The organism is Bradyrhizobium sp. Ghvi (assembly GCF_900115265.1).
Taxonomy (GTDB): domain Bacteria; phylum Pseudomonadota; class Alphaproteobacteria; order Rhizobiales; family Xanthobacteraceae; genus Bradyrhizobium.
The window spans coordinates 58,454-85,012 of the sequence record NZ_FOVU01000009.1 but is presented as its reverse complement, the minus strand read 5'-3'; the positions used below and the strand labels follow the sequence as shown (position 1 = coordinate 85,012).

Sequence of the window (26,559 nt, the reverse complement as noted above, 5' to 3'; positions counted from 1 at the left end):
CCGTGGATCTCTGCAGTCTGATCGATCGCAACGCGGCATTTGCGCCAGACAAGACGGCCATTGCCTTCGAAGGCGAACGGCTAAGCTACGCGGCGTTTGCGGAGCGCATCGAACGGACCGCCTCAGCCTTGAAGCAGGAACTCGGCGTCGGCCGTGGTGACCGCGTCGCGGTCCTGAGCCTGAACCGGCCGGACTATCTGGTCCTGCTCTATGCCTGCGCGCGGCTCGGCGCGATGCTGGTGCCGCTGAACTGGCGACTGGCGGTCGCCGAGCAGCTGTTCATTCTCAACGACGCCGGCGCCAAGGTGCTCGTGCTCGAGCAGGCCTTTGCTGGAGTTCTTCCTAAACTTGCGTTGGGGACTGCTGTTGTCGGCCTTGATTTCGTACCACCGCTCGGCACGGCCTTCGAAAGCTTGCTGGCACACAAGGAAAGCAGCGGCCGCAACCCGCACACCGATCTGTCCTGTCCGCTGCTCATCGTCTACACGTCAGGCACGACTGGTCGGCCGAAAGGAGCAGTGCTGCGCCAGGAGGCGCTGTTGTGGAACGGCGTCATGAGCCAGCACATGCACAACATGACGTCTGACGATCACGTGCTGACGGTGCTGCCGTTCTTCCACGTCGGCGGTCTCAACATTCAGACAACGGCGGCGCTCCAGCTTGGCGCGACCGTCACGATCCATGCCCGCTTCGCGCCTGATACGGCGCTCGCGACCATCGAGCGAGAACGCCCGACGCTTACGGTGATGGTGCCGGCGATCATCCAGGCCGTCAGCGAGCACCCCGCTTGGGCAACGACTGATCTCTCTTCGCTGAAAGCCGTCGCCACCGGCTCGACCATCGTGCCGCCGCACCTGATCGACCGCTTCGTCGCGCGCGGCGTGCCTGTGCTCCAGGTTTACGGCTCGACGGAAACCTGCCCTATCGCCGTCTATACCCGCCTCGGCGGCGACCTGTCGCGCACGGGATCGACCGGACTCTCCGGCCTCTGCTGCGAAGCGAAGGTGATCGATCAGGCCGGCCATGAAGTGCCCGCGGGCACGCCCGGCGAAATCGCGGTACGTGGCCCGAACGTATTCTTCGAATATTGGGGCAATGCGGATGCGACGCGCGACGCGCTGCACGACGGCTGGTATCGCACCGGCGATATCGGCCTGTGCGATGCCGACGGCTATTTCTGGGTTCGCGATCGCAAGAAGAACATGATCATTTCAGGCGGCGAGAACATCTACCCGGCCGAGGTCGAGCGCGTCCTGCTGGAACATCCAGACGTCAGCGAATGCGCCGTGATCGGAAGGCCGGACCCCCGCTGGGAAGAGGTCCCGGTCGCCTATGTCATCCGGCGATCTGGCTGCCGGCTCGAAGCGGACGAGCTGAGAGCGCACGTTCAGGCCCAGCTCGCCCGCTACAAGGTTCCGCGCGACATCGTTTTCGTCGCCGACTTGCCGCGCACCGCGCTCGGCAAGGTCCAGCACTTCCTGCTGAAGCAGCTTGATGCGCAATCGCGCGCGCAAGGAGAAGTATCTTGAGGATTGCGGTTCTGGGTGGGGGAAACGGTTCCTTCGCGGCCGCCGGCGATTTTGCGCTGTCGGGGCATGAGATCAGGCTTTGGCGCCGCGACGCAGGACAGGTCGATGCACACCGTGCCGCCGGCTCACGCATCGTTGTGAAGGATCACAACGGGCGTCACGACGTGAAGCTAGCATTGGTGACCACCGACATCGCCGAAGCCGTGAGCGGGGTCGAGCTGGTCCTGTGTCCTGCTCCTGCCTTTGCTCAGCCGCATATCGCCCGCCAGCTTGCCCCTCACCTCCGGGACGGCCAAGTCGTGTTTCTGCCGCCCGCCACCTTCGGCTCGATGATCTTCGCGCAAGCTGTACGGAACGCCGGCAACCCTGCCAAAGCAAGCTTCGCTGAAACTGGCACGCTGCCATGGCTGACCCGCAAGCATGGCTCGTTCGAGGTCGCGATCACCATCCGCGCCAAGCGGCTACCGGTCGGCGTTTTCCCGCTCCACCAGGCACCTCACGCCCTGGAGGTGATCGGACGCGCTTTCCCGGATGTGATCGAGCCGTGCGGTGACGCGCTATCCGGTGCGCTGATGAACGCAGGACCCATCATTCATCCACCGCTGATCGTAATGAACGCTGGCCCGATCGAGCACTTTGAGCGATGGGACATTCACAAGGAGGGCACGCAGCCTTCGATCCGGCGGGTGACGGATGCACTGGATGCAGAGCGGATCGCGGTGCGCGAAGCGCTTGGATATGGCGCTCCACACTTTCCGCTCGCTCATCACTACGCCAATGAAGGCGAGATCTGGATGTACGGCCGCGGCTCGCATGATCGCCTGACGGACTCCGGCGACTGGCGGGAGCGGATCGTGCTGACCGAGCACCGCTACATGCGCGAGGATTTGAGGCTGGGACTATCGCTGCTGGTGTCCGTCGCCGGGCTGGCGGGCGTGGGCACGCCGCTCGCCAAGGCGTTCCTCGCCATCGGCAGCGCAATCTGTGGCGAGGATTTTGCGCAAGGCGGCCGCACGTTGGAGACCTTGGGGCTTGGCAAGCTTCACAAGGCTGAATTGCAAACACTGCTTCGCGAAGGATTCTGACTGATGGCCCGACGCGCCAACATTGCCTGCCTCGGGGCTGGTCGCATGGGCCGCGGCATCGCCGTCGCGTTCGCCTATGCGGGGCATACGGTCACGATGATCGACATCAAGGCGCGCGCGGAGGAAGATTTCGCCAGACTGGAGGCGGACGCGCTCGGCGAAGTCAGGAAGACTTTTGTCAGCCTCTCGAAGCTGGGGCTGCTGGCTGAGGCAGACGTCGATCCGCTCATCGCTCGGGTTTCGGTGGTGCCGGCGAACCAAAGCGGCGCCGCGCTGTCCGGAGCCGGAATTGTGTTCGAGGGCGTTCCTGAGATCGTCGAGCTCAAGCGCGAGGTGCTCGCGGCGGCTTCGAGACAGGTCGGCCCCAACACGGTCATTGCATCGACGACGTCAACCATCCTGGTCGACGATCTCTCCGGCGCAATCCTGAATCCTTGCCGCTTCCTCAATGTGCACTGGCTCAACCCGGCCTATCTGATTCCGCTCGTGGAAGTGTCACCTGGCAAAGCCACGGACCCAACCGTCGTCGATGAAGTGAAGGCCCTGCTTGAAGGCATCGGCAAGGTGCCGGTGGTCTGTGCGGCGACGCCCGGCTTCATTGTCCCGCGAATCCAGGCCCTCGCCATGAATGAGGCCGCGCGCATGGTCGAGGAAGGCGTCGCCAGCGCGGAAGAGATAGACAAAGCGATCCGCTACGGGTTCGGCTTCCGCTATGCCGTGCTCGGACTGCTCGAGTTCATCGATTGGGGCGGAGGGGACATTCTGTACTACGCCAGCCGCTACCTCGAGCGCGCACTCGGCAGCGACCGCTACCGGGCGCCAGACGTCATCTCTCGCAACATGCACGAAGGCCGGATCGGCTTGCGCACCGGCGCAGGCTTCCTCGATTACTCGGGCATGGACGTCGACGCCTATCGCGCGAAACGGCTCCAGGCCATGGTCGACCTGCTTCGGCACTTCGACCTTGCCCGCCCGCCGGTTACCGACCGCGGCTAGCCGAAGATATCCTGGAGGACACCTTCGCGGACCACCGCGACGCCATCGAGCTCGATGGTCGTTCCCATCATCGGCAGGTCGAAATGCCCCGCGGTGTAGCGGCCGGCGAATTCATTGGCGCCGGTCGAAAACAGGAAGTTGCCGGAGACCGCACGAATCTCAGTCCCGTTGGTGTCGCGCTGGTCATACATCGACAGCGCCTCATAGCGAGCACCCGGATTCATGCCGAAGCCGACATGCGACACGGCATAAGCCTCGCGGTCCCCCCAGGCGGCGAGATAAGCGCGCATCATCGCCGCGTCCGTGCCCTCGCCTTCCAGCTCGACGATGTAATCGTCTTTCAAGGTCATCTTCACGGGCGACGCCAGGTAGCGCTTGAACGTGAGATTAATATCGCCGGGCGCCATCACCAGCGTGCCATTGATCGTCCCACTCTTTGGGAAGCTGACGACGATACCCCCCGGCCAATGTGCCAGCGTACCCGGCTTGTCGGTCCAGCCCCACACACCGACCGTCGAAGCGCCGACCATGTCCACATCGAGCGCCGTGCCGGCCTTCGAAGTGACCCGCATTCGTTTGGTCCCGCGCAGCATCTTCGCCGCGGCGCGCACGCGCTTCTCGAGCATCGGATCCGGCACCATCCGCTCCAGCGCCTCGGGATGCTCGTTGGAGATCACCAGGATACGCGCACCGGCCTTCAGGATCTCGGGCGTCTCCGCCGCATGCATCAGGCCCTCGATGGTGCAATCGACCACAAACCCCGCCTGCTGAAGCGCGCTGATCACGGGACCGAGCTTCTGGATCGCCTCGCTGGCCCCTGTCGAGCGAACGGGAACGATGTTCCGGTTGCGCGGCGTCGGCATCACGACGTGAAACGGCCGCGCGCCCATGCGCAGCAGCGCGAGCTCCGCCAGATGTACGTTGAGCGCGCGCGACTGGGTTTCCGAAAGTATCGCCGCAGTATCGCCGGCGTTGACGGCGCAACGCTCAAAGATTTCGCAAAACGCGTCAATCCATTTTGCCTCGATGCGATCAGCCAGCATGGTTCACTCCCGGTCTTCTGGTTTCTTGTTCGTCAGCTCATGCCTCTGGAAAGCCCCGCAGGAGGTACGATCGCACGGCTCCCAACAAGGCATTCAGGATCAATCCGAGCAGCGAGATCGTAATCAGCGGCACGAACATGTCGACCGCCTGGAACGTCCGAGCCGCCGTCACGAGCGCATGGCCGAGGCCGTCCGTCGACGTGATCATCTCGGCCAGAAACACCACGATGCAGGAAATGACAAGGCCGATGCGACATCCGGTCAGGATCGACGGCATCGCTGCAGGCAACACGACCTTGAACAGGATGTCATACCGCGGCGTTCCCGCCGCCATCGCCGACCAGATCAGCTTCTGCTCCACGGTCGAAGCCCCGTAATAGGTAGAGAGCAGGATGGGAAAGAGCGCATCCGCGCTCACCAGAGTGATCTTCGACCCGTGGCCGAAACCAAGCAACAGCAGCAGTGCCGGATAGAGGGCGACCTTCGGCAATGGCGCCAAAACCCGCACGATCGGCCGAACCACGGCGTTGATGGCAGGACTGGCGGCGGCCGCAATACCGACACTGACGCCAAGCACGACCGCAATCGCGAAGCCCGCAAACAGCCGGATCAGCGTCGCCGCGATTTCCTGCTGGAACGTCCAGGTCACGAGTTGCTGGAGCAGCCGGCCGAAGACGACCCCCGGCGGCGGCAGCAGGACTACAGGCGCGAAGCCGAGCGAGACGAGGCCTTGCCACAGCGCGATCACCAGTGTGATTGGCGTCAGCCCGAAGATGAGGTTTGCTGAGAGAGAACGCGGCATCATGAGAAACTGAGCGGCATGTCGAACTGCGGTTCAGACCAGCGCACGAGCCTTGCACGAATGCGCTCGAACGCCGCATCGAGGCAAATGCCCATCGCACCGACGATGATGATCATTGCGTAGACCGTGTCGTACTGGCCCATATCAAGCGCGTTGAACAGGATGTTCCCCGCTCCCGACTGGCGCGCAATCATCTCGCTTGTGATCATCGTGATCAGTGCCAGCACCAGCCCGGTGCGGCATCCGGTCAGGATTTCCGGAAGCGCGGCAGGCAACACAATCCGGACCAGGCGCTGCAAAGGCGAGAGTCCCATCGCCGCGCCCGACCATAGCATCTTCTCCTCGACGGCCTTGGCACCCTCAAAGCTGTGATAGATTACGGGAAGGCTGACGCCGAGGAAGATCACCAGCGTCTTAGTAATGTCCCCGACACCGAGCCACAGCATGATGATCGGCATCAATGCCGCCTTCGGCACCGGGTAGACTACCATGAGCAGCGGGTTGAAGAAGGCCGCGACAGCCCGGCTGCGGCCCATCGACAGGCCGAGCGGAATCGAAACCAGTACCGCGATGCCGAACCCGATCGTCATGCGACGGAGTGACGCCAGGATATTGATCAGGGATTCCTTGTCGCCGAGGATGTCCGGTATCGTCCGGATCGCTTCAAGCGCAGTTGGGAAACTATCGCTCTCCAACGCGAGCGAGGCGATCTGCCACACCGCCAACAAACCCACGCAAGCCAGCACGGGTGCAGCACGTCTGGTCATGACATCTGCCGAGATCAAGATGCCGACCCCACTTCGTCGCTTTCATCGAACATGCGCTCGATCTCGACGACGTACTTCTGGTACCGCGGATCCAGTAACAGTTCGTTGCGGCGCCGCGGTCGCGGCAGATCGATATCGATGACTTCCCGGATGCGACCGGGGGATTTCGACATCATCACGACCTTATCGGACAGGAAGACGGCTTCATCAACTGAGTGGGTGACGAACAGCACCGTCTTGCGGTCACGCTCCCAGATATTCAAGAGATCGTTCTGGAGACGCGTCCGGGTATGAGCATCGAGCGCACCGAACGGCTCGTCCATCAGCAGGACTTCGGGATGATAGGCGAGCGTCCGGGCCAGCGCGACGCGCTGCTTCATGCCGCCCGACAGTTCCTTCGGGTAGAAATTCTCGTAGCCTTTGAGGCCGACCATCTGGATCAGCATGCGGCTCTGCGCTTCTGCTTCCGTTGCTCGCACGCCTTGCTGGCGCGGGCCATACATCACGTTGCCGAGCACGGTCTTCCATGGGAACAGCGCGAATTCCTGGAACACCGGACCGCGATCCGGACCGGGACCCGTGATCGGCTGTCCCTTCATCCTCGCCGTGCCCCTGGTTGGGCTGACAAATCCTCCGACGATGTAAAGCAGCGTCGACTTGCCACAGCCGGAGGGGCCGAGAATGGAGACGAATGCGCCCTCGTCAATCGTCAGGGAGATATCCGAGAGGGCCACGTGGTCTTTGCGCGTCGAGGTCTGGAAGACCTGCGAGACGCGATCGATCCCGATGATCGTAGAAGCCGGCCTTTGTGATGTCACCGGTCTCACCCATTCACTCGATCTCGAAGGCACTACCTTCATCCCGTCTCTCGCGTCACCTACGGCCGAATGTCACGCAACGGCTCAGCTGAACGTCCTCACTCAGAGCACGATCTTAGCAAGAAACCTGCCAAACACTCCGCCATCTTGTTACGCGCGCGGTCCCTCAATCAAACCACGGCCACTCCGCGGGCCCTTCATGCGTGACGGCTCCGCCGGGTGCTTGACCGACCAGACGCGCATATTTCGCCAAAGCTCCGGCGCGATGACGCGGCGAACGCTGCTTCCAATCGCGGCGGCGTGCAGCGATCTCTGGTTCGTCGACCAGCAGGTCCATGCGACGGCCGGCAGCATCAATCCGGATCCTGTCGCCATTGCGGACGAGCGCCAAGGGACCGCCGACGAATGCTTCCGGCGATACGTAGCCGATACACATGCCGCGCGTGGCGCCTGAGAATCGACCATCAGTGACGAGAGCCACCTTCTCACCCATGCCCTGTCCATAGATCAGCGCGGTGACGCCGAGCATCTCACGCATGCCGGGACCACCCACCGGCCCTTCATTGCGGATCACCAAGACTTCGCCGGCCTTGTAACTGCGGTCGCGAACAGCTGCGACGCAGGCCTCCTCGTCCTCGAACACCCGGGCCACGCCCTCGAAAAGTTGGCTCTTCAGACCAGCAACCTTGATGACCGCGCCGTCGGGACAGAGATTGCCCTTCAACACCGCAACACCACCGTCAGGCATGATCGGCGCGCGGGCAGCGTAAACAACCTCACCATCGGGCGCGTTGGCCGCGCCGTATTCTTCCGCAAGCGTACGACCTGTGATGGTGAGGCAGCTGCCATCGATATGCCCACTCTGGATCAGTTCACGGATCACGACGGCCGCGCCGCCAACGTCGTAGACGTCTTTTGCCGTGTACTTCCCCCCGGGACGCAAGTTGCCGATCAACGGGGTCCGGGCGAAGACCTCGCCGACATCGTCGATCGTGAATGCGATGCCGGCCTCGTTCGCAAGCGCCGGCAGATGCAGTGCGGCATTGGTCGAGCCGCCCGTCGCAGCAACGATCGCCGCACCGTTTTCCAGTGATCGTCGTGTCACGATATCGCGCGGCAGCGGCCCCCCACTCGCCAGCATCTCCATGACCAGCCGTCCGGCGCGACGCGAGATCTGCGCGCGCTCGGCATAGACGCCGGGCACCATCGACACGTTGGGGATGGTCAGGCCCATCGCCTCCGAAACCATTCCCATGGTGTTCGCGGTGAACTGGCCGGCGCAGGCGCCGATGGTCGGCAGGCAGGCGCGCTCGATCCGCTCGAGTGTCGCGGCGTCGATCTCTCCGGTCATGAAGCTGCCGACAGCCTCGTAGGAGTCGAGCACCGTCAGCGTTCGCCCGTCCACGCGACCCGGAAGCGAGCTGCCACCATAGATGAAGATCGATGGCACGTTGCAACGAACCATGCCCATCATCACGCCGGGCAGCGTCTTGTCGCATCCGCCATATCCAATCAGCGCATCATAGGCGAGGCCGTGAACGACGGCTTCGATGGAGTCGGCGATCAACTCACGCGAGAACAGGGAGAACTTCATCCCCTCGTGATTCATGCTGATGCCGTCCGAGACCGAGATGGTCGAAAATTCGCGCGGCGTGCCACCGGCCTCCTCGATTCCGATCTTGGCCGCGGCCACCTGGAAATCATGCGTCATGTTGCAGGGCGTCTGTTCGCCCTTCATGCTGACAATGCCCACCATCGGCTTGGCGATGGCCGCATCATCAAGCCCCATGGCGCGCATGAAGGCGCGGTGCGGAGCCCGGTCGAGCCCGTCCGTCGTTATTCGTGATCGCAACTTCTTCATGAGCGCATCATCTTCATGCCATGTCCCGCACCTGACGGGACATGGCGCTCCGTGGATCTACGAACCGCCCGATCGCCTATTGCAGGGGCGCGACGATCGTCGGATGCTTGAACTGCGCGACATCCAGCTTCGGCAGCATCCCCGTATCCGCATAAATGTCGAGCATCTTCTGGATCGCCGGGAAATTCGGCGCAGCACCGGGATCGCGGCCGAAATCATTATCCTTGAGCAGGTAGGTGTCGAGCACTGGAATGGGTGCTTTCAGAACTTCATTGACCACCTTCAGCGTCTCTTCACGGTTCGCCAGCGCCTTCTTCATGCCCGATGTGATGTCGCGGACATAGGCCTTGACCACCTCAGGATTCTTGTCGACGAAATCTGCGCGACAGGCCTCCAGGATGTGCACTATGTTCGGCATCGCCTGCGACAGCGAGAACAATTTGCGAGTACCGCCCTTGGCTTCCGCCCGGGCCGCAAAAGGCTGGTTCATATTGACAGCATCGACCCGGCCCTGGCGCAACGCATCCTCGGAGACGGCAAAGCCGACCTCGACCAGCTTGATGTCTTTGGCGGGATCGACACCGTTCTGCTTCAGCAGCAGGTTGAACGGGCCTTGCGTGCCGCCGCCGATCACGGAAATGCCGACTGTCTTGCCCTTGAGATCGGCAATCGCCTTGATTGGGGAGTCATCCATGACCGCCCAGTAGACCGAGAAGCCACCGGGCTTCTCGAAGACGTGCTGCGCCACGATGTAGGCCTTGAGATTGCCGCCGACCACGCCGTTGGCAAGCGACAGCGGCGCCTGCGTCGCGCAATCCAGAGCGCCGGCCGCCAGTGCCTGCGTCATCGGCGCAGTGCCCTGAAATTGGGTCCATTCGATTTTGTAGGTCTTACCGATATCGGGAAATTCGGCCGGCCTGCGCATCATCCAGTATTTGGATTCCTCGGCCGGGATGGTCCAGCCCACGCGGATAGTCTGCTGCGCCAGTGAGGGGCTTGCGCCAGCGATCATGGCCGCCACGGCCCCTCCTACCAGTATCCACCGCGAAACTGCCCGCATCGCCCGCTCCGTTGCTCCGGCGCCGACCGACGCCACCAACCCGACCGGCTCAAATGTTTCATGGTTCAAACAGTCAGGCAAGCCATGCGTGCCGGCTGGTTTCGCTGCGGGATGCGTTCTGTATGGTGCGAAGCGGTCGCGCGGCGCTGCGCCGCGACAGAAGGAGGCAACCCATGGCTGATGCGAGCAAGACAAACCCGCAAGGCGGCGAGAGGCTCGGATATCTCGGCCTGGGGCTGATGGGAACGCCGATGACCCGTCGGCTGCTCAAGGCCGGTTATCACGTCAACGTCTGGAACCGTTCGGAAAACAAGGTCGCTCCGCTCGTCGAGGCCGGCGCCAAGCGCGCTCACACGCCTCGCGACCTCTTGGCAAACTGCGACATCGCCTTCATGTGCCTAACCGATGCCGCCGCCATCGAACAGGTGGTCTTCGGGCCGGAGGGTCTTGCAGCCGCTCCCGGCGCAGGCAAGCTCGTAGTCGATTTCTCGTCGATCCACCCAGACGCCGCGCGCGAGCTTGCGGCACGATTGAAAGCGGCGAACGGGATGGGCTGGATCGATGCGCCGGTGTCCGGCGGCACCAAGGGCGCCGAAGAAGGCACGTTGGCCATCATGGCCGGTGGAGAAGCAGCTGATATCGAGAGGGTGCGGCCTTATGCGCTGACCATGGCGCACAGGTTCACCCATATGGGTCCGACCGGTGCGGGACAGACGACAAAACTCTGCAACCAGGTGATCGTTGGGTGCGCAATGGCCGTGCTTGCGGAGGCGACGCGCCTTGCCTCGAATGCGGGAATCGACGCAAGCCGACTACCGGAGGCACTCGCTGGCGGTTTTGCAGATTCGATCCCGCTCCAGCTCTTTGTCCCGCGCATGGTCCACGGTATCCATTCGCCGCCGCTCGGCCACATCGCGACGATGCTGAAGGACCTCGACACGGTCGCTGACGTCGCCCAGGCGACATCGACGCCGGTGCCGATGGCGACGCTTGCGGGCCAGATCTTCAGGCTGGCCAAGGCTGCACGCGGTGCAGAGGCGGACGCTTTGGAGATCTACAAGCTCTCCGGCACCGACCGCTGAATTGACGGCTCGAGTTGCGCCTACGGCGACTTCTTGCGCTCGTCGTCGGCCAGAAACCGGCCATATGTCCCCCGCGCAAACAGCAGCGGCTCTTTGGGGCTATAGGCATAGGCCTCGACCGCACCGAGAAAGATCACATGATCGCCACCATAATAGCGATTGACGGATCGGCACTGAAAATTCGCTACGCTGTCGGCGAGCACCGGCGCATTGCCGAGGCCAGGCGTCCAAGTCACGCCAGTGAATTTGTCGTCAGATGACTTTGCGAATCTGTTTGCAAGCGCCTGCTGTGAGGCGCCTAGCACGTGCACGGTGAAATGGCTGGTGTTCTGAAACACAGCCAGGCTCGATGAATAGACCCCGAGGCTCCAGAGGACCAGGGGTGGATTCAAGGAGACCGACGCAAAAGAATTGCAGGTGATTCCGTACGGCTTTCCATCAGCGGCGGTAGCTGTGATGATTGTTACACCGGTGCCATAGGTGCCGAGTGCGTTACGAAAATCACGCGGATCAATCCGCGAGCTGTCGCTCGCGAACTCATTGGCTGGATCAGGAGCGGCAGGCTGCTTTGGCAGATCATTCATCAGCCGGCCTCACAGCGTGAGATTCTCGGACGGTAGGCCGAGCGCCACGCGTCCATAGTTGGTTCCGGCCGCATCGAAATTGAATGCAAGGTGCGAATTGATCGCGTGCGCATCGCGGAACTGCCGCTGCAGCACGCCCGTCGTGAACAGGCCGCGCGCTCCGCTTGCGGCAAATAGCATCGAGACGGCATCCGTGCACAGATTGACCGAGAATGCTCCGTCGCGCCGATATCTGGTTTTGGTCGCCATGTCGGGCGTGTGGCCGCGCCGGGCGTCCTCCATCGCCTCGATGCAGGCCGAGCGCATGATCAGGCGCCCAGCATCGATCTTGGCAGAGGCCTCCGCGATCTTGATTTGCGTGCTTTGGAAATCACTCAGCTTGGCGCGGTTGTACGTCGATATGCGATGACGCGCCACCTCCGCATAATCGTCCAGGCACGCCTGCGCATTGCCCAGGGCGACGCCGGAGAGAACATAAGGAAACAGGGAGAACACGGGCAGAGCATACAACGGATTGGGGTTGACCTTGCTGCCGGGCGTCGCGCCGCCTGCAAGATCCCCTACCGCGACAGTCATATGCTCGGGGACGAAGGCATCCCTGACTTCGACATCCGATGAGCCCGTGCCGCGCAGTCCGGCGACATTCCAGGTGTCGAGGATTTTGTAGTCGGCCTTCGGCAGCAGGAAGATGCGGTACTCGATACCGTCGGCTTCGTCATCGGACGAAACGACGCTTGCGAGCATGTTCCACGCGCAGGAGCCGACGCCCGACGAAAATGGCCAGCTTCCGTGCAGCCGGTATCCACCCTCCACCTTGCTTGCGCGGCCGGCCGGGAAAATGAACGATGAGGCGATCAGCACGTCCGGATCTCGACCCCAGACCAGGTCCTGTGCACTCGGCTCGAACATGCCGAGCATCCAGTGATGGCTTGCTAGATTGGCAAGATTCCACGCCACCGACGCGTCGGCACGTCCCAGCAGCTCCGCGCAATCGACCAGGGCGACGTAATCGAGTTCCGAGCCGCCCACGCGTTTCGGCTGGAGCATCCGGAACAGACCGGCTTCATGCAGGTCCCGCTCAGTCTCATGGGGCAGCTGCCGCAGCTCTTCAGTGCGAGCCGCACGCTCCCGGAATTGCGGTACGAGAGACCGGGCTTTGGCGATCATCGCCGCATAGGCTCGATCGCCAGAGACCGGTGCTACCGACTGCCCCTTACTCAGCTCTTGATCAGGCGCCATTGTCCCTCGCTCTCATATATTTATGCGGCGGGAACCTTACCAAATCAAGCTGGAGCGGCGTTCAGTCCGACCTTGGGGCCTTGCGCGGCCCAAATGCGCCTTTTTCGGCCAACGCTGCAATCCGCTTGTCGTCGTAACCAAGCGTCTCGCTCATGACACGTTCAGTATGCTCTCCCAATAACGGCGCGGCCACGGGATCAACGGTCGCGGTCAGGCTCATGGTGATCGGCGGCTCGATGTTCGGCACCCACCGCGCCGTGCGATGCGGGATCCGGCTCAGCCGCCCGCGTTCCCGTGCTTCTGGCGCATTGAACCCCTCCTCGACGGTTCGGAGGTAACCGACGGGGATATTGGCCAGCTTCATCTTCGTCATCCAGTTCTCGAGAGTGTCGCTCGCGAACACCTCCGCGATGGCCGCACGCAGGAGCTCCTTGTTCTCGGACCGCGCTTTCCGCGTCGCAAATTTCGGATCAATGATGAGATCCGGGCGATTCAGCACTTCGACCGCCAGCCGTCGATACAACCGGTCATTGGCGCAAGCCATGTAAAGCGGACCATCCGAGGCCTCGTAGACACCCACAGTAGGAGAGCCGCTCGGCGAGTTACCGAATCGCCCGGGGTTCTCGCCGTTGATGAGATAGGCCATGCCGTAGAAGCCGGTCATCCCCATGGCAACGTCGAACAGCGCGACCTCGACATGTTGTCCGCGGCCGAGCCGATCCCGCGCCAGGAGCGCCAACAGGATGGCATTGCAGGCCGACATCCCCGTCGCCATGTCGACGATTGGCGGGCCGGTACGAACCGCCGGGCCATCGGCGAAGCCGTTGAGCGACATGAAGCCGCTCTCAGCCTGCGTGATCGGATCAAAGCCAGGGCGCGAGGCGAACGGTCCGGTGCGCCCGTATGCGGAGATCGAGCAATAAACCAGCCGCGGATTGAGCGGCGCCACGGCCTCGTAATCGAGGCCGAACTTCTTCATGACCCCGCTGGAAAAGTTCTCGACGACAACGTCCGCCTTGCGGATCAGATCCAACGCGATCTCGCGCGCCTCCACAACCGAGAGATCGAGCGCGATACCGGTTTTGTTGCGGTTCAGGCTGAGATAGGCCGCACTTTCGCCGCCAATCTCGGCGTGCTCGTAGGCGCGGGTGTCGTCGCCGCCATCCGGATTCTCGATCTTGATGACGCGCGCGCCGAAATCGGCGAGCGTCTGGGTGCAGGCGGGCCCCGCGACAACGCGTGTGAAATCAATCACCAGCAGACCGTCAAGTGCGGTCGGCCCTCCCGCCGTCCGCGACGGCCGCTCCGGCAATTGAGGCTTCGTGGACATCCCTGGTGCTCCCTTACATCGGCTTGTGCTCGCCGAATTATCTGCAAGCAAACTTAAAGCCTTACGGAGCCGACTTCGCAAGTGCTTCAGCAAGAGCGCTCCACTACGCAAAAAGGACCCGGCAGCGGTCAAGCTGCCGGGTCCACAAAGATTTCAGACGAACATGGTCGCACCTGGAGGGCGCGAAAAAGCACCTTCCGCATCGCGGAAAAATTCCGGTCAGCGAAGTGACCTTCGCCAATAGAGCGTGTGCGACCAGGCCCAAGGGATCTCGGGTTCGTAGAGTCGATAGCCGGCCTTGATAAAATTATTCGCGGAGACGAGGTTATCCGTTGTATCAGAAACGATACCATTCCATCCCATGCGCCGCCCTCGCGCTTCGATCGCGCGCATCAACCTGAGCTGAAGTCCCCTGCCCCAATGCCGCTGCACGACCTGCAACCCGCGAAAAATGATCAGCCCGTCGCCGGGCGTCTCGATCTTGTCGCTGAACAGCTTGAAACCGTGACCGAGCCCGAGGCTCGCGATCTTGCCCTCGATCAGCCGCTTGGACGATTGCGCCAGCGTCCGCTGCGCCTCGCGGATGCACACCGCGAGCGTGCCGCGCTCGGCCTGGCAGGTCTCGACCAGGAGCTCGCCGAAGAAATGCGATTTGCCCGAGCCGCGCCCGCCGTAAACCCCCTTGTAGCGCGCAGGTTTCAGCAGCGGCTCGAAGATCTTGGCCGTGGGAATTTTCAAGGTGGACATAGCGAGCGCCTGTTCTCCAGCGATGGCGCTAGGACACCTCGGCGCCGGATTTGTGGGGATGCACGATGATGCGTTCGATCCGGTGGATCAATTCCAGCACGCCGTCTTCGCCGTTCTCGATCGGTTGCGCCGCCTTGCCGTAGCCGCGCTCGAGGATCGCGTTGGCGGCCGAGGCGCGAGCGGCCGGCGTCGCATCGCCATCGCGCATGATACCGACGAGCACCTTGATGGCCGTCCCGGCATGGCTGCGCGCGAGCGAGCGGATCTCGGTCAACGTTCGCGCTTTCGATCGTCGCTTTGCGACAGGCCGGGACTCGTCCGCGAACTTGGGCTCGTATTCAAGTCCGTCACTCATGCGAACGCCTCCCACACGACAACAGCGACCAGGCCCGCCAGCGCGAACGATATCAGATAGACCGTCATCGTTTCTCAAAGAGAAATACGCGAAAACAACAGTGCGGCAGATCGCGACACCAGGCGCGATCGTTTCGGCGCGAACCTTATCCCCGTCTTGCGGAGGCCGCGGCGGCGCAAGCAAAATCTCGCGCCGCGGGCCGGCACGTTCGCGCGTGCACGGCCAATAAACTGGTTCGGACGGCGGCGCGCTGATCGGCGCTCCATGAAGGCCTTTCAACGAGGGCGAGGCCGCGATGCGCCGGACGCCGTCCGATTCCTGAGACCGAAACGAAAAAGCCCGCAGCGGATGTCCCGCGCGGGCCTCACAAACTCGTCTCGATGATGCCATTATGCCGGTGTTTTGCCCGACGTGTCAAACGATCAATCGTGCAGTTTCAAATTCAGAACTCAGGTAACTCAAAGGTCGGCACTGCTCTCAGCTCCGCCAGCACGATCTGGATGCACGATGATGCGCTCGATCCGGTGGGTCAACTCCAGTACGCCGTCTTCGCCATTCTCGATCGGCTGCGTCACCTTGCCCCAGCCACGATCGAGGATCGCGTTGGCAGCCGAGACCCGGGCGGCCGGCGTCGCATCGCTGCTGCGCATGATGCCGACGAGAACTCTGATGGCTGTCTTGGTATGGCTGCGCGCGAGCGAGCGGATCTCGGTCAACGTGCGCGCTTTCGACGGCCGCTTCGCGACAGGCCGGTAAACATCCGCAATCTTGGGCTCGTATTCAAGTCCATCACTCATGCAGACGCCTCCCACACGACAACAGCGACCAGGCCCGCCAGGGCGAGCGATATCAGATAGACCGTCATGTTTTCTCCACCAAAGACAACAGTGCGGCAGATCGCGACACGAGGCGCGATCGTTTCGGCGCGAACCTTATCCCCATCTTGCGGGGACCGCGGCGGCACAAGCAAAGGCTCGCGCCGCGGACCGGCACGTTCGCGCGTGCACGGCCAATAGAGTGTTCGGACGGCGGCGCGCCGTTCGGCGCTCGATGAACGCGTTTCAACGAGGGCGAGGCCGCGATGCGCCGGACGCCGTCCGATTCCGAAATCGAAACGAAAAGGCCCGCAGCGGATGTCCCGCGCGGGCCTCACAAACTTGTTTCGATGCTGCCATCATGCCGGTGTTTTGCCCGACGTGTCAAACGAGATTCAATCGTAATTACAGGACTCCGAATGTCACCTTTGGTCCTGGTCGAGCAGCGGCTGTATCCAGCGAGAGAACCATTCTTCTGCATCATTTCGCTGATTGCTCGCGGCGCCCAATCCCCAGATCGGCGGTGGAATGGCATAGCCCGGCTCATCAGCGAATGCGCTGAGCGGGCTGCTTACCAGCTGGGGGTGCCTTCCTTGCTCTCGCCAATTGCCAAATCGGGCGTCGAACTCAGGAGGAGGCAGATATGGCACCGGCGCGCTACCCGACTCGAACACGCTGCCAGCGTTCGTGGCATTCACGCGAGTGAGGCGGCGGACGTCTACGGGCGCGGCGACTCCGTCAGCCGTAACCGTCGGCGCCTCTGGTTTGTTCAATGGCTGGGACTGCGGGGCGGCGGCCGCAGATCCCGGCCAGGTGCCGAAGCGATCGTCGAAAGTGCTGGAGCGCGCCGGCTCCTGATCAAGAGCGTTGTCAGTCCGCGGCTGTGCGCCGGATTGAGTTCCGAGGAGCGGAGAGCCGTTGCTGGTATAGTTCGATGCGACGCCAGTGCTGAACGGATCGTACGGAGGCGCACCAGTGGCAAAGACCCCTCCGCTGGAATGATTGCTTGGTGTCGCATTGGCAGTTGAGCCCGCCATAGCACCTGCAGAGCCCAGAGCACCCAACGTCCATACCCACGCCGGCAATGAGGGTAGCAGCGCGGGCGCAGCCAACGCGGCGGCGGATATTCCCAGACCTAGAAGTACACGCGGATCGTCTGGCACATTGTACGGACTGGGTCCCAACATGGGCGATCCATCGGACATGAACATCTGCTGACCGGTTTCCGGATTGAATTGGAGAACCTGAGGTATCGATGGTGCAGCAGTGCTTGGAGGCTGTTGTCCGAACCGTTGCCAATCCGAAGTGGCTGCAGGAAAGCCGCGCAGCCCATAAGTCAGAGCCGGATTGCTCGGTGTAAACCCTTCCGGCTGTTTCACGTCGTCGGGTGACACGGGAATGAAGCCGGGCAGCTGGGTGTTTACGAAAGATGGCACCAGGCCTGGAAGCGCCGGAACGGGACCAATAGCGGTAAACTGTCGGGAGAAAGGAGAGTCTTTGAGAAATTGATTGAGTATCTCGATACGCTCTTTAAGGCCGAGCGTGCTGTTCGGAGAGAGAATGGGCCAGTGGAGAGCACCATTCCATTGTCCAGACGCACTCAGCTGGTTGATCGTATCCAGCATCTCCCGAATCTGATCTTCATTGTCCTCGGAATACTTTCTCCAGTTTTCGAACCAATTTTTGTTGGCATCGTTCGCCTGTTCGGGCGTCATGCCGTTTGGAGTAGTGGGAAACAAATGGCCATTTGCCTGCGCGTATTTGGCAGCGGCGAGAAGCCTATTCAGATCGGACACCACCTTGTCGACCTGCCGCTCACGGCCTGCGATGCCGGCCCGGAATTCGTCAGAGTCCTTGATTGCGTTAAGGTACTCCTTGAACCCAGCGTAATACGACCCAAGATGTCCCCCCGCGTGCGGGCTCGACTTGAGATCAACGGCGAGGCCCTGCGTGGCAGGCAACGCCATGAGATTTCTGATCCCGTTGATGTCGAATCGGTGGGCCAGAAACTCAATCACGATGTGACCTGCAAGACTTCGAGGCAGCACATGATGGATCGGAAACATGCAACCGTTACTTTCTGGCGCACGCCGGTATCCGAGCTGATCGTGAGCTCAGCCGGCAGTTTGATCAAAAATGATTTGTGAGCGGCCAGCGATGGAGCTGGCTCTAGATTTGCGCGCCGCGTGTCGACGCGGCCGCACGAGCCGATATCGCTGCTCGGCTAGTAATCTTTGACGGCGGCGGCTTAGCGCGACGCCACAATGGCAGAATCCGTGCGGCCGCACCCCAATCGGGCGCCGCCTCTTTATCGCGACGTTCTGAGAAAGGTCCGTCTTCTCTCTCTAGAGAGAGGGTCGTTTACCTGCAGATCAACAAATAAAACAAAGCTGGATTTGAGCGCGGCATAGCGCATCAAAGTGCGATCAAAGGTCGGAGGCATCTCGGAAGCCTATTCCCCTTATTCCGGCGGCCTTGCAGGCATCCTTCATGACTTGATCACAGATAATCTGTCCCCAAAATCGCGGCCTGAAGATATGGGTCGAACCTACGGCCTCTTCCTTGAAGACAAGGCTGGACGTTCGCATAATGTCATATCGTCTATTCTCGGTCCCATCACCGAGGATTTCGCCACACGACCTTTCCTCATCGATGGCATCGAGGATGCGAGTGACATCGCAAAGCCAGTACTGCGGCGCAGGCTTCTGCCCTGGAGACCGCGTTTCACATTTCAGGAACGCCACGCTTTCTCGATCAACGGCTTCGAGAACGCCTTTCATCTGATCGGAGACCAGCCAGAAATCGTGAAAAAGCTCCCAATCGACGGGGGCGCGACCGAGAGACCGGTCGATGAGCAGCCGCAGCGGCTCAGAGAGTGCCGGGAAGCTTCGTCTGTACCGCGGCGACAGCAGAATGCGCCGCCCGTTCAGAAGGGGGATATTTTCCATTTGCCAACCCGGTGTAGTCTGAAACCTAAAATCGGGACCTACGTCATAGAATTTTTTCGGCTTTGGCTTGCGCAAACGCTTGTCGATAGATGATGCCGTCATGACTTGTTTGCTCTCTGAGGGCGTCCCGCTTCCCAGCTTTCTCGTGCATGATCGCTGAGCAATACTAATTAGTCTGTTACGACGAGCCGTCCGTACAAAGAAACACCGGCATGCCATTGAATTGATCAGAATTCTTGTAGCGCACAGCGATGCGCTCGTTCGCATCGCCGCCAAAGGTATCGGCGTCTTTGAGCACGCGTCCGTGCTCGATGAGGTAGACGACAAGGCCTGCCACCTTCTCGATCAACGCATCGAGCGGCAGGCTTGAGGTCTCGAATTGAATCTCGCGATCGACAAAAGCGGTCAGCCCCATCGTCACCGCACCGATGCCTTTTTGCGAGCGGAAAGGCAGGACATCGACCCAGAGCGGGAAAGGATAGTCGGGGAACGGCGCATAGGATTGCCTGGACAGCTGCAGCCAAAGATCAGCCGGTCGCGCGACCTTGCCATCCCAGACCACGCCGCAGCATTCCGGAACAGTCGCTATCAACGCGCCGATAACAGCTGTCAGCAGACGAGCCTTGGGCAATAGTGGCTGGTCTTGTCCGATCACCGAGACGATCAAATGACCGCGGTGTCGCGCTGCGACGGTGTTCGCCTCGGGCCAGGCCATCGTCGCGCGCGACCACAACCCTTGATCCCGTGGAATGGGCGTCGGCATTGACATCACCACAACGAGTTGATCGCCGCAGCGGAGCACCGATCCACCCGCGGAACCCTCGCGGATAGAAGCCGCACCGGCCTCCATCTCCGTCGCCAGCTCGGGGTGCCGGGTGCGAAGCGCCTCGGCAAGCGCGGCCATGTTCGGCGTTGCTGGTCTCTCCAGCAAGACAAGCCCAAGAAACGATTCACTCATTGCTGCCTCGCGACGAACCAAGCATAACCATGTCCATTTCCGCTCGCCCTGAGGTTGTTTTCGAACATAACAAGAACAAAGTCAAGATGAGGACTCTAACCCCGAAAACAGAAAACCCGCGCCGGATTTACTCCGCGCGGGCTGAACTAATTTTTCGATGATGCCATTCTGCCAGTGTTTTGCCCGACGGGTCAAGCTTCATTTTGGCTAAACCGAATTCTCCGCAACGTCGGTCGCCGAACAATTATTTCGCCGCACCATGCAGCCGCGTCGCCCACCCCACCCGCACCAGCGTCTCATCCGGATCCGACAGCGCGAATTCGTACATCCCCCACGGCTTGTCCTCGGGCGTTTGCCCGAATTCGCGCGCGGCGGCGTCGACGTCCTCGAGGTAGAGATAGAGGGCGAACGGATTTTTGCCCGGAATCAGCCAGCCCTCGACCGCGTCGGTCAGATGCAGAGAGCCGCCCTTGCCGTTCGACAGCATGCGATAGGTGTCCGCCTCTCCCGGCGCCGGCCGTTCGCTGTCCGGGCGCGCAAAGCCGAGCCTGTTGTAGAACCGCTCGGACGCATCGAGATCGTTACATGGCAGGATCGCGACCAGGGCACCGGACGGGCTCATCTCGTTCACTCCGATTGGAAGCAGCGGGCGACAATGCCTCTTCTTGGGGTCCGAGACTTTGTCAGCTTTAAGGTCGGGAGCGCGAGACGATCGACGGGTGCCGACCAGGCCCTGTCAGCCGGCGCCGCCGATCAGCCTGTCGAAGCCGACGAGAGCGCCGAAGACGATGCCGGTGACGGCGATGAAAGCGGCTGCGTACCAGATCCTGTTCATGCGGACACAACCCATAGGCCCGCGGATGGTTCTGCAGGAGGCGCAAGCATTGTCATGGATCTGCAGGCGCCATCGCGTTGGTGACATCTACATGAAGATGACATCTGGATGAAAAGCCCGCGGCAGGTGTTTCCCGCGCGGGCTGAACGAAAATTTCGATGATGCCATCATGCCCCTGTTTTGCCCGACGTGTCAAAGCAATGAATTCGCGGGCGTATGAAGGCAGCATCGAAGCCGGTTCTGGCGCAGAAGCAGACGTTGTCCGGTCGAGCCCGGCTTGCCCGCCATGTACCGCAAGCGGATAAGCGATCTGAAAGGGCCATCAATGAGGCTGTCTTACTTTGCCAATTCACTTAGCAGGCGCTCAACATCCAGCTCATGTAGTTCTTGCGTGCGTCTCATAGTAGCGAGCACGCCCATGGCGGCGGTAGTGTCATGGCCGTTCCGGTCCAGCTCCGCGACCAGGGCTTCTTGTCGCGCGAGATGGTGCTTACCCAACGCGGCATGTCGTCGGGCTTGGTTCAAGTGCTCTCGAAGGGTAGCGCGGTCCATGCCACACCATACACCTCAATTGTCCCAGATGCGTTCGCCGCAAGGGCATTGGTAGAGGCGGACGGTGTTGCCGGTCCGGGTGTCTAGTAGGATTGAGTCAGGCGGGACAACGCTGCGCAGGTCGGGCAGCGTGGCCCATGATCTTGCAGCTGTTGCTGAGGCAGCTCGGCTTCCGTTGCTTCCATAACTCGATCCTCGACATGATCGAGTTCCCAAATCCCAAAGTTGACCTTGGGTTCCTTAGTTCATCTTGCACCGTAGCTGCCGGATGATCTCCCGGAGGTCGGCCGCATATTCCTCGACAATGCGTCGCGCCTCCTCCAGCCGGGACGGCTTGGGTGCCTTTGCTTCCATCTGTTTCTCGGTCTCGGTCACGACACCATGGGCTTCCACGAACCGACAGCCGCTTGCGCTAGACCATGGGAGGAATGATCTATTCTGCGGCGTCCTCATGCCGGTTAATGGACCTGCGGTCCAAGTGTTCCTAAGTGGCCCCTACTGCTTCCTCAGGTACTCAATCTCAACTGTGAACCGCACTCGCATGACAGGCCCGGCATCGTCCCGGACTTCAATGGCAGCTTCTCCGGGCTTAATAGGGCGTTGCAAGCTTTCTCGAGCGGCATCGGCCATAGCTTGCGTGGCCTCCCGCTCTACGCCTTCCATGTCCCCGAATTCTAAACCCTCCTCGTCAACTACAAGGCCGTCTTGATCCACCAGATCGAAGTAATAGCGCGCCATTTGGTCGGCCCAAGCTTTAGACCGTCAATTAGCCCATGTTACGTTCGTTCCTAAGCTAATTGGGACACTGCCGAAATTCGAAACAGGTCGGCTGCGGGTCAAGACCTGCACTCAAGCTCCCGACCGTGAAACGTCTGCTGACGGCTCATGAGCTGCCATGACTTTGGACAGACAAAAGCCCGCGGCGGATGTTTCCCGCGCGGGCTGAACGAAATTTCGACGATGTCATGATGCCCCTGTTTTGCCCGACGTGTCAAAGCAATGAATTCGCCGGCGTATGAAGGCAGCATCAAGACCGGTTCTGGCACAAGCCGACATTCACTGGCTTTCACTCCTTTCAGGATACCGAACTCAGCATGGTCCTCGGTGCGCCTGGTGCGACCGATCAGCCGGCCATCGCGGAGGACGAGCAATCGCCCTCGGCAGTCTCGCCGCCGATCAGGGTGGGGCGCAAGATGAGAGCGTGCTCTGGCACTTGTGGTTTCTCAGGGCTCTCGCACGCGTACTTCCTCAGTAGAGAAAGCTCCTCTTACCCGAGGGCATCGCTCCGACGACCACTTCGATCGTGGCGGATACCGTCAGGATCGACGCATCTTTCGTCCTTGCGTGGACCGAAATTTTTTCGATCAGTCCGGAAGGGCTATGGTCCCGAATACCTTTGGCTAGATATCTCATCGCAGCATCGCGGGCGGCTACGAGACCCGGAAGCTCCTCTCCCTGACCGTCGACAAAAGTATGCGCGAGATCTTGATAGTCGAAATAGAACCGCATGGCAGTCAGCTCAGTGCAGCGCGTTCGTCTCGTTGCACGCGGGGCAAAACTCGGGCCGATCGTCTTCTTCCGGGGAGGACATTGCGGCTCCTACGATTTTTTTTGAAATATTCATTAGTCGGTTAGAGTTAAGCAGCTCAATCAAGAAATGTAACTATATCCCATGTCGTATCGGAGACCCGCCGCCGCCGGCATTGAAATTTTGACGAGGTCCGGTTTGAGTCTTGAGCTGCCATCATGACTTTGGACAAACAAATGCCCGCGGCGGGTGTTTCCCGCGCGGGCTGAACGAAAATTTCGATGACGCCATCGTGCCCCTGTTTTGCCCGACGTGTCAAACGAACGATCCGATCGCCTCGGGCGTTGGTCGATCAGGAGGATTGGCCATGACTTCAAAGACGACTGCCCCCAAGACGTCGCGCGACCTGCCAGGGCGAAAGCCCCGCATCGACAAGGCGCGCGAGACGCAAGAGGCTGTGATCGCAGATGCGGGCGAGACTGAAGACAACAGCCGCGATCTCGTGCACGGCGAGGGTGGAACGATTGACGTTCCGGCCAAGCGCGGCGATCTCTCGAAGGACGACTAGGCACCACTGACGGCGCGCATCGCGGATTTTGGCCCGACACCTCGAAGAGGCCGCCCAAGAAGGACAAAGCCCCTCCTCCCAGCTCAATATGTGGTGCGCAACGCCCTTGCTTCAAGCGCCCGCCCTCGGTGTACACCCCCGCGCCTCACATCACCTGATAGGGGTCACCACATGCCTGTCCTGCTTCCGAACTCGCGCGCGCGCGCCCGCAACCTCCCGACGCGGCCTGCGCACGTCGACCATGCCGTCATCATCGCCGGCGGCGGGCCGACCGGGTTGATGCTGGCGGCGGAGCTGGCGCTCGGACACTGCGATGTCGCGGTTCTCGAGCGCCGCGCCAGCCAGGATCTCACGGGCACGCGGGCCGGCGGCCTGCACGCGCGCAGCATCGAGGTCCTCGATCAGCGCGGCGTCGCGGATCGCTTCCTGCGCGAAGGCAAGGTCACCCAGCTCGCGGGCTTCGCCTGGACGCGGCTCGACATCGGCGATCTGCCGACCCGTCACCCCTACGGGCTGGCGCTGCGGCAGAGCCACATCGAACGCATCCTGAGCGACTGGGTCGCCGAGCTCGGCGTCCCCGTCTATCGCGGCCACGAGGTAAGCGATATCGCGCAGGACGAGACCGGCGTCGACGTGACGCTCGCCGGCGGCAAGAAGATGCGCGCGGAGTACCTGGTCGGCTGCGACGGCGGCCGCAGCCGGGTGCGCAAGGCGGCCGGCATCGACTTCGCCGGCACCGATCCGACGCTCAGCAATCTCATGGCCGAGGTCGAGATGCGGCAGACGCCCGCATGGGGCCTGCGTCACGATGCGCTCGGCTTTCACGGCCTCAGCAAGACCGAGAGCGGGCGCGTGCTGGTGGTGATGACGGAAGCCACGCTCGATCGCAGCGGCGAGCCGGATTTGAGCGATCTCAGCGAAGCGCTCATCGCGGTGTACGGCACCGATTTCGGTGTCCACGGTGCGGCCTGGATCTCCCGCTTCACCGATGCGGCGCGGCAGGCCGTCGCCTATCGCAAGGGGCGCGTGCTGCTCGCCGGCGATGCCGCGCATATCCATCACTCCGTCGGCGGCCAGGGCCTCAACACCGGCCTGCAGGATGCCGTCAATCTCGGCTGGAAGCTGGCGCTGGTGGCAAGGGGCGTTGCGCCCGACAGCCTGCTCGACAGCTATCACGCCGAACGGCATGGCGTGGCCGCGCGCGTCTTGCGCAACACGCGTGCGCAGATCGCCCTGCTTCGCCGCGATGACCACGGCCGCAAGGCCGCGCGCGAAGTGATGTCCGAGCTGCTTTCGATGGAGGAGCCGCGGAGGCGCTATGGCGCGATGATGAGCGGGCTCGACATCCACTATGATCTCGGCGACGGGCACCCCCTGCTCGGCCGCCGCGTGCCCGATCTTGCATTGACGGTTGCGGGCCGCCCCTTGCTGCTGTTCACGCTGCTGCATCAGGCGCGCGGCGTGCTGCTCGATCTCGGCGGGCTCGAGACGTTCGACATCTCGCCCTTCGCCGATCGGGTCACGCGCATCGATGCCGTTTACGATGGCGCATGGGAGCTTCCGTCCGTCGGCGGGGTCCCGGCGCCGAGAGCCGTGCTGGTGCGGCCCGACGGCCACGTGGCCTGGGTGGGTGATGAGCGCGCGAGCGGAGTTGGGGAGGCGCTGACGACCTGGTTCGGCGCGGCGTGAAGGGATCGTCACGACAACGGCCCCGGCGCAGACGGGGGGCACGCGCGCCGGGGCCGTCATTCCAGGCCAGTCAATCGGCGGCAGACCGGCCGTCTGACAAATTCGGCTTCGGGACGGGAGTTCCTAACCCGGCGACGGTCGCCGTCAGCACTCCTCGTCACCCTCGCTGGGAAACGGCTCGTACGTCCTGCGGCCGAGAAACGTGTCCGGCACTGCCGCCTTCAAGAGCTCGAGCGCCTTTGCGATCTGCTCGCGCATGTGCGCGTTCTGTTGGGCGATTGCGGATGCTTCATTGTGGACGCGACGGATCGGCGTGCGATCGTCCGGCATGGACATGCTCCCTGACTTTGCAGGCGGGAGCACGCTCGGTCTCTCAGCCACCGACGCCTACGGACAGAGCCTTGGCCGGTGATGGAAGATAAACTAGCTGAAGGCACCTTTGTTCAATAGTGAACTTTAGACAAGCCCCGGTGCGCAAAGTGAGTAAGCGGCTCAGGAAGCGCAACCATCTCATTGAAAAGACCGCGGAAATTTCTGCGCCGACATATCAAATGATGAAGACTCTCTTCGAGACGAGTAGTACACTTAACCGTCACCGCAAGGCCCGCGGCATTCATCGGTGATGAGAACGCCAGTTGCGCTCCCGCCCTCCTCGAACAAAGGGAGCAGGTCCATGTTGAAGCGGCGTCGTTTCAAGCAGACCAAGACACTTCACCAACGGCTCGAGGAGGAAGCCGCGCAATTGCGTGAGCAGGCGCGCGCGCTCGCGCCGGGACGCCGCCGCGAGATACTGCTGCGCCGCGCCCGGCAGGACGAGCTGGCGATGCAGATCGACGCCTGGCTGCATTCGCCCGGCCTGAGGGCGCCGACATGACGCAGCAATATCGCGCCTATCTGGTCGGAGAAAACGGCGTCTTCCGCTCCGCCGAAGCGTTCGAGGCGCCGTCCGATACGTCCGCCCTCGCTCATGCGCAGCAGTTCGTGCGCCGCGGCGACGTCGAGGTCTGGCAGCTCGGCCGGAAGATCGGCTTGTTGAAGAGCGCACGGCCGCCCGAAGCCTGACGGCCCCGCGAGAGCGAGTGCGCGACTACGCTGCTCGCGACACCACCGCCCCTCGCTCGACCTGAGCTTCCAGCAAGGCGACCGAGGTCCGCAGATTGTCGCGGCGCCCACGCAAGGTCAACGCCAGCATGGGATAGGTGGGGCTGCCGGGATCGGCATTGCCGGCCTTGCGCTCTTCCTCGGCAATGTCGCTCTCCAGCATCTGGATCCGCCAGTTAAGGTCGGAGATCAAAGCGTGGAGCTGCAAGGACGCGGTCGCTTCGAAACGGGACGGTGACGGCATGTGATCGCCTCAATCTGAAACGG

At 62.0% G+C, this 26,559-nt stretch carries 29 protein-coding genes; 8 read left to right on the top strand and 21 right to left on the bottom strand.

The genetic code is table 11. The features are described from left to right. Positions 1–2: 2 nt before the first annotated feature. The 3 genes from BM374_RS28520 to BM374_RS28510 are packed head-to-tail and all read left to right on the top strand — an operon-like array spanning position 3 to position 3,610. On the top strand, positions 3–1,529 hold the full coding sequence (locus BM374_RS28520; RefSeq protein WP_092300175.1) for a class I adenylate-forming enzyme family protein: 1,527 nt from the start codon (positions 3–5) through the stop codon (positions 1,527–1,529). Next, positions 1,526–2,614: an NAD/NADP-dependent octopine/nopaline dehydrogenase family protein gene (locus tag BM374_RS28515; protein WP_092300172.1), complete on the top strand. Its 1,089-nt coding sequence runs from the start codon at positions 1,526–1,528 to the stop codon at positions 2,612–2,614. Before BM374_RS28520 ends, BM374_RS28515 begins: the two co-directional genes overlap by 4 nt. A 3-nt stretch (positions 2,615–2,617) precedes the next feature. After that, complete coding sequence (locus BM374_RS28510) at positions 2,618–3,610, top strand: 3-hydroxybutyryl-CoA dehydrogenase (protein WP_092300169.1); 993 nt, start codon at positions 2,618–2,620, stop codon at positions 3,608–3,610. Here the strand turns inward: BM374_RS28510 and BM374_RS28505 are convergent. The 6 genes from BM374_RS28505 to BM374_RS28480 all read right to left on the bottom strand — a co-directional run bounded on the left by BM374_RS28505 (position 3,607) and on the right by BM374_RS28480 (position 9,913). Further along, positions 3,607–4,653 carry a 2,5-dihydroxypyridine 5,6-dioxygenase NicX family protein gene (locus BM374_RS28505; RefSeq protein ID WP_092300166.1) on the bottom strand — a complete coding sequence of 349 codons (1,047 nt, stop codon included), beginning with the start codon at positions 4,651–4,653 and terminating at the stop codon, positions 3,607–3,609. The two genes, BM374_RS28510 and BM374_RS28505, sit on opposite strands and share 4 nt — an antisense overlap. A 37-nt stretch (positions 4,654–4,690) precedes the next feature. After that, complete coding sequence (locus BM374_RS28500; RefSeq protein ID WP_092300162.1) at positions 4,691–5,458, bottom strand: ABC transporter permease; 768 nt, start codon at positions 5,456–5,458, stop codon at positions 4,691–4,693. After that, positions 5,455–6,222, bottom strand: a complete 768-nt coding sequence (locus tag BM374_RS28495; RefSeq protein WP_092300159.1) for an ABC transporter permease — start codon at positions 6,220–6,222, stop codon at positions 5,455–5,457. Before BM374_RS28495 ends, BM374_RS28500 begins: the two co-directional genes overlap by 4 nt. Positions 6,223–6,236: 14 nt before the next feature. After that, positions 6,237–7,082, bottom strand: a complete 846-nt coding sequence (locus tag BM374_RS28490) for an ABC transporter ATP-binding protein (protein WP_092300156.1) — start codon at positions 7,080–7,082, stop codon at positions 6,237–6,239. A 124-nt stretch (positions 7,083–7,206) separates the two neighbouring features. Then, entirely contained in the window at positions 7,207–8,901 is a 1,695-nt protein-coding gene (gene ilvD / locus BM374_RS28485; RefSeq protein WP_092300153.1) for a dihydroxy-acid dehydratase, read from the bottom strand. Between the two features lie 76 nt (positions 8,902–8,977). Next, positions 8,978–9,913: an ABC transporter substrate-binding protein gene (locus tag BM374_RS28480; protein WP_244552723.1), complete on the bottom strand. Its 936-nt coding sequence runs from the start codon at positions 9,911–9,913 to the stop codon at positions 8,978–8,980. Between the two features lie 221 nt (positions 9,914–10,134). Here BM374_RS28480 and BM374_RS28475 point away from each other — a divergent pair, with 221 nt between their 5' ends. Further along, positions 10,135–11,043, top strand: coding sequence for an NAD(P)-dependent oxidoreductase (locus BM374_RS28475; RefSeq protein ID WP_177248584.1), 909 nt, complete (start codon positions 10,135–10,137; stop codon positions 11,041–11,043). Between the two features lie 20 nt (positions 11,044–11,063). Here the strand turns inward: BM374_RS28475 and BM374_RS28470 are convergent, their stop codons facing one another. The 13 genes from BM374_RS28470 to BM374_RS28410 all read right to left on the bottom strand — a co-directional run bounded on the left by BM374_RS28470 (position 11,064) and on the right by BM374_RS28410 (position 22,915). Further along, entirely contained in the window at positions 11,064–11,627 is a 564-nt protein-coding gene (locus tag BM374_RS28470) for a flavin reductase family protein (RefSeq protein WP_092300144.1), read from the bottom strand. Between the two features lie 9 nt (positions 11,628–11,636). Further along, positions 11,637–12,866 (bottom strand): acyl-CoA dehydrogenase family protein, encoded by a 1,230-nt coding sequence (locus tag BM374_RS28465; protein ID WP_092300141.1) that lies wholly within the window; start codon positions 12,864–12,866, stop codon positions 11,637–11,639. Between the two features lie 61 nt (positions 12,867–12,927). Beyond that, on the bottom strand, positions 12,928–14,196 hold the full coding sequence (locus tag BM374_RS28460; protein WP_092300138.1) for a CaiB/BaiF CoA transferase family protein: 1,269 nt from the start codon (positions 14,194–14,196) through the stop codon (positions 12,928–12,930). A 219-nt stretch (positions 14,197–14,415) separates the two neighbouring features. Then, positions 14,416–14,943 (bottom strand): phage terminase large subunit, encoded by a 528-nt coding sequence (locus tag BM374_RS39525; RefSeq protein ID WP_092300135.1) that lies wholly within the window; start codon positions 14,941–14,943, stop codon positions 14,416–14,418. 28 nt (positions 14,944–14,971) lie between these two features. Beyond that, positions 14,972–15,298, bottom strand: a complete 327-nt coding sequence (locus BM374_RS28450; protein WP_092300132.1) for a hypothetical protein — start codon at positions 15,296–15,298, stop codon at positions 14,972–14,974. A gap of 458 nt (positions 15,299–15,756) precedes the next feature. Continuing rightward, positions 15,757–16,095 carry a hypothetical protein gene (locus BM374_RS28445; protein WP_092300129.1) on the bottom strand — a complete coding sequence of 113 codons (339 nt, stop codon included), beginning with the start codon at positions 16,093–16,095 and terminating at the stop codon, positions 15,757–15,759. A 440-nt stretch (positions 16,096–16,535) separates the two neighbouring features. Then, on the bottom strand, positions 16,536–18,131 hold the full coding sequence (locus BM374_RS28440; protein ID WP_244552714.1) for a hypothetical protein: 1,596 nt from the start codon (positions 18,129–18,131) through the stop codon (positions 16,536–16,538). A 408-nt stretch (positions 18,132–18,539) separates the two neighbouring features. Next, positions 18,540–19,163, bottom strand: coding sequence for an imm11 family protein (locus BM374_RS28435; RefSeq protein ID WP_092300124.1), 624 nt, complete (start codon positions 19,161–19,163; stop codon positions 18,540–18,542). Positions 19,164–19,239: 76 nt separating this feature from the next. Next, positions 19,240–19,965, bottom strand: a complete 726-nt coding sequence (locus BM374_RS28430) for a DUF4261 domain-containing protein (RefSeq protein ID WP_244552713.1) — start codon at positions 19,963–19,965, stop codon at positions 19,240–19,242. Between the two features lie 298 nt (positions 19,966–20,263). Beyond that, a complete protein-coding gene (locus BM374_RS28425) occupies positions 20,264–20,641 on the bottom strand; it encodes a VOC family protein (RefSeq protein WP_092300557.1) in 378 nt (125 codons plus the stop codon). Between the two features lie 1,005 nt (positions 20,642–21,646). After that, positions 21,647–21,781, bottom strand: a complete 135-nt coding sequence (locus tag BM374_RS40000; RefSeq protein ID WP_283807092.1) for a hypothetical protein — start codon at positions 21,779–21,781, stop codon at positions 21,647–21,649. Between the two features lie 120 nt (positions 21,782–21,901). Further along, positions 21,902–22,144, bottom strand: coding sequence for a DUF6894 family protein (locus BM374_RS28415; protein WP_092300116.1), 243 nt, complete (start codon positions 22,142–22,144; stop codon positions 21,902–21,904). A 510-nt stretch (positions 22,145–22,654) separates the two neighbouring features. Beyond that, positions 22,655–22,915 carry a DUF6894 family protein gene (locus BM374_RS28410; RefSeq protein ID WP_092300113.1) on the bottom strand — a complete coding sequence of 87 codons (261 nt, stop codon included), beginning with the start codon at positions 22,913–22,915 and terminating at the stop codon, positions 22,655–22,657. Between the two features lie 386 nt (positions 22,916–23,301). Between BM374_RS28410 and BM374_RS28405 the strand changes: the two genes are divergently transcribed. Further along, on the top strand, positions 23,302–23,502 hold the full coding sequence (locus BM374_RS28405) for a hypothetical protein (RefSeq protein WP_092300110.1): 201 nt from the start codon (positions 23,302–23,304) through the stop codon (positions 23,500–23,502). A 171-nt stretch (positions 23,503–23,673) separates the two neighbouring features. After that, positions 23,674–25,191: an FAD-dependent monooxygenase gene (locus BM374_RS28400; RefSeq protein WP_092300107.1), complete on the top strand. Its 1,518-nt coding sequence runs from the start codon at positions 23,674–23,676 to the stop codon at positions 25,189–25,191. 144 nt (positions 25,192–25,335) lie between these two features. Here BM374_RS28400 and BM374_RS28395 read toward each other — a convergent pair whose 3' ends face one another. Then, entirely contained in the window at positions 25,336–25,521 is a 186-nt protein-coding gene (locus BM374_RS28395; RefSeq protein ID WP_092300104.1) for a hypothetical protein, read from the bottom strand. Positions 25,522–25,864: 343 nt separating this feature from the next. Between BM374_RS28395 and BM374_RS28390 the strand changes: the two genes are divergently transcribed. Continuing rightward, positions 25,865–26,065 carry a hypothetical protein gene (locus tag BM374_RS28390; protein WP_092300102.1) on the top strand — a complete coding sequence of 67 codons (201 nt, stop codon included), beginning with the start codon at positions 25,865–25,867 and terminating at the stop codon, positions 26,063–26,065. Continuing rightward, entirely contained in the window at positions 26,062–26,253 is a 192-nt protein-coding gene (locus BM374_RS28385) for a hypothetical protein (protein ID WP_092300099.1), read from the top strand. Before BM374_RS28390 ends, BM374_RS28385 begins: the two co-directional genes overlap by 4 nt. A 25-nt stretch (positions 26,254–26,278) precedes the next feature. On the opposite strand, the gene BM374_RS28380 is transcribed toward BM374_RS28385, so the two are convergent. Beyond that, complete coding sequence (locus BM374_RS28380; protein ID WP_092300096.1) at positions 26,279–26,536, bottom strand: hypothetical protein; 258 nt, start codon at positions 26,534–26,536, stop codon at positions 26,279–26,281. Positions 26,537–26,559: the final 23 nt, after the last annotated feature.

Bases quoted from the DNA above. Each gene is read 5' to 3' on its own strand.
- BM374_RS28510 (WP_092300169.1), top strand. From the start codon at position 2,618: ATGGCCCGACGCGCCAACATTGCCTGCCTCGGGGCTGGTCGCATGGGC.
- BM374_RS28505 (WP_092300166.1), bottom strand. From the start codon at position 4,653: ATGCTGGCTGATCGCATCGAGGCAAAATGGATTGACGCGTTTTGCGAA.
- BM374_RS28500 (WP_092300162.1), bottom strand. From the start codon at position 5,458: ATGATGCCGCGTTCTCTCTCAGCAAACCTCATCTTCGGGCTGACGCCA.
- BM374_RS28495 (WP_092300159.1), bottom strand. From the start codon at position 6,222: ATGACCAGACGTGCTGCACCCGTGCTGGCTTGCGTGGGTTTGTTGGCG.
- BM374_RS28490 (WP_092300156.1), bottom strand. From the start codon at position 7,082: ATGAAGGTAGTGCCTTCGAGATCGAGTGAATGGGTGAGACCGGTGACA.
- ilvD (WP_092300153.1), bottom strand. From the start codon at position 8,901: ATGAAGAAGTTGCGATCACGAATAACGACGGACGGGCTCGACCGGGCT.
- BM374_RS28480 (WP_244552723.1), bottom strand. From the start codon at position 9,913: ATGATCGCTGGCGCAAGCCCCTCACTGGCGCAGCAGACTATCCGCGTG.
- BM374_RS28475 (WP_177248584.1), top strand. From the start codon at position 10,135: ATGGCTGATGCGAGCAAGACAAACCCGCAAGGCGGCGAGAGGCTCGGA.
- BM374_RS28470 (WP_092300144.1), bottom strand. From the start codon at position 11,627: ATGAATGATCTGCCAAAGCAGCCTGCCGCTCCTGATCCAGCCAATGAG.
- BM374_RS28465 (WP_092300141.1), bottom strand. From the start codon at position 12,866: ATGGCGCCTGATCAAGAGCTGAGTAAGGGGCAGTCGGTAGCACCGGTC.
- BM374_RS28460 (WP_092300138.1), bottom strand. From the start codon at position 14,196: ATGTCCACGAAGCCTCAATTGCCGGAGCGGCCGTCGCGGACGGCGGGA.
- BM374_RS39525 (WP_092300135.1), bottom strand. From the start codon at position 14,943: ATGTCCACCTTGAAAATTCCCACGGCCAAGATCTTCGAGCCGCTGCTG.
- BM374_RS28450 (WP_092300132.1), bottom strand. From the start codon at position 15,298: ATGAGTGACGGACTTGAATACGAGCCCAAGTTCGCGGACGAGTCCCGG.
- BM374_RS28445 (WP_092300129.1), bottom strand. From the start codon at position 16,095: ATGAGTGATGGACTTGAATACGAGCCCAAGATTGCGGATGTTTACCGG.
- BM374_RS28435 (WP_092300124.1), bottom strand. From the start codon at position 19,163: ATGACGGCATCATCTATCGACAAGCGTTTGCGCAAGCCAAAGCCGAAA.
- BM374_RS28430 (WP_244552713.1), bottom strand. From the start codon at position 19,965: ATGGCCGCGCTTGCCGAGGCGCTTCGCACCCGGCACCCCGAGCTGGCG.
- BM374_RS28425 (WP_092300557.1), bottom strand. From the start codon at position 20,641: ATGAGCCCGTCCGGTGCCCTGGTCGCGATCCTGCCATGTAACGATCTC.
- BM374_RS28415 (WP_092300116.1), bottom strand. From the start codon at position 22,144: ATGGCGCGCTATTACTTCGATCTGGTGGATCAAGACGGCCTTGTAGTT.
- BM374_RS28410 (WP_092300113.1), bottom strand. From the start codon at position 22,915: ATGCGGTTCTATTTCGACTATCAAGATCTCGCGCATACTTTTGTCGAC.
- BM374_RS28405 (WP_092300110.1), top strand. From the start codon at position 23,302: ATGACTTCAAAGACGACTGCCCCCAAGACGTCGCGCGACCTGCCAGGG.
- BM374_RS28400 (WP_092300107.1), top strand. From the start codon at position 23,674: ATGCCTGTCCTGCTTCCGAACTCGCGCGCGCGCGCCCGCAACCTCCCG.
- BM374_RS28395 (WP_092300104.1), bottom strand. From the start codon at position 25,521: ATGCCGGACGATCGCACGCCGATCCGTCGCGTCCACAATGAAGCATCC.
- BM374_RS28390 (WP_092300102.1), top strand. From the start codon at position 25,865: ATGTTGAAGCGGCGTCGTTTCAAGCAGACCAAGACACTTCACCAACGG.
- BM374_RS28385 (WP_092300099.1), top strand. From the start codon at position 26,062: ATGACGCAGCAATATCGCGCCTATCTGGTCGGAGAAAACGGCGTCTTC.
- BM374_RS28380 (WP_092300096.1), bottom strand. From the start codon at position 26,536: ATGCCGTCACCGTCCCGTTTCGAAGCGACCGCGTCCTTGCAGCTCCAC.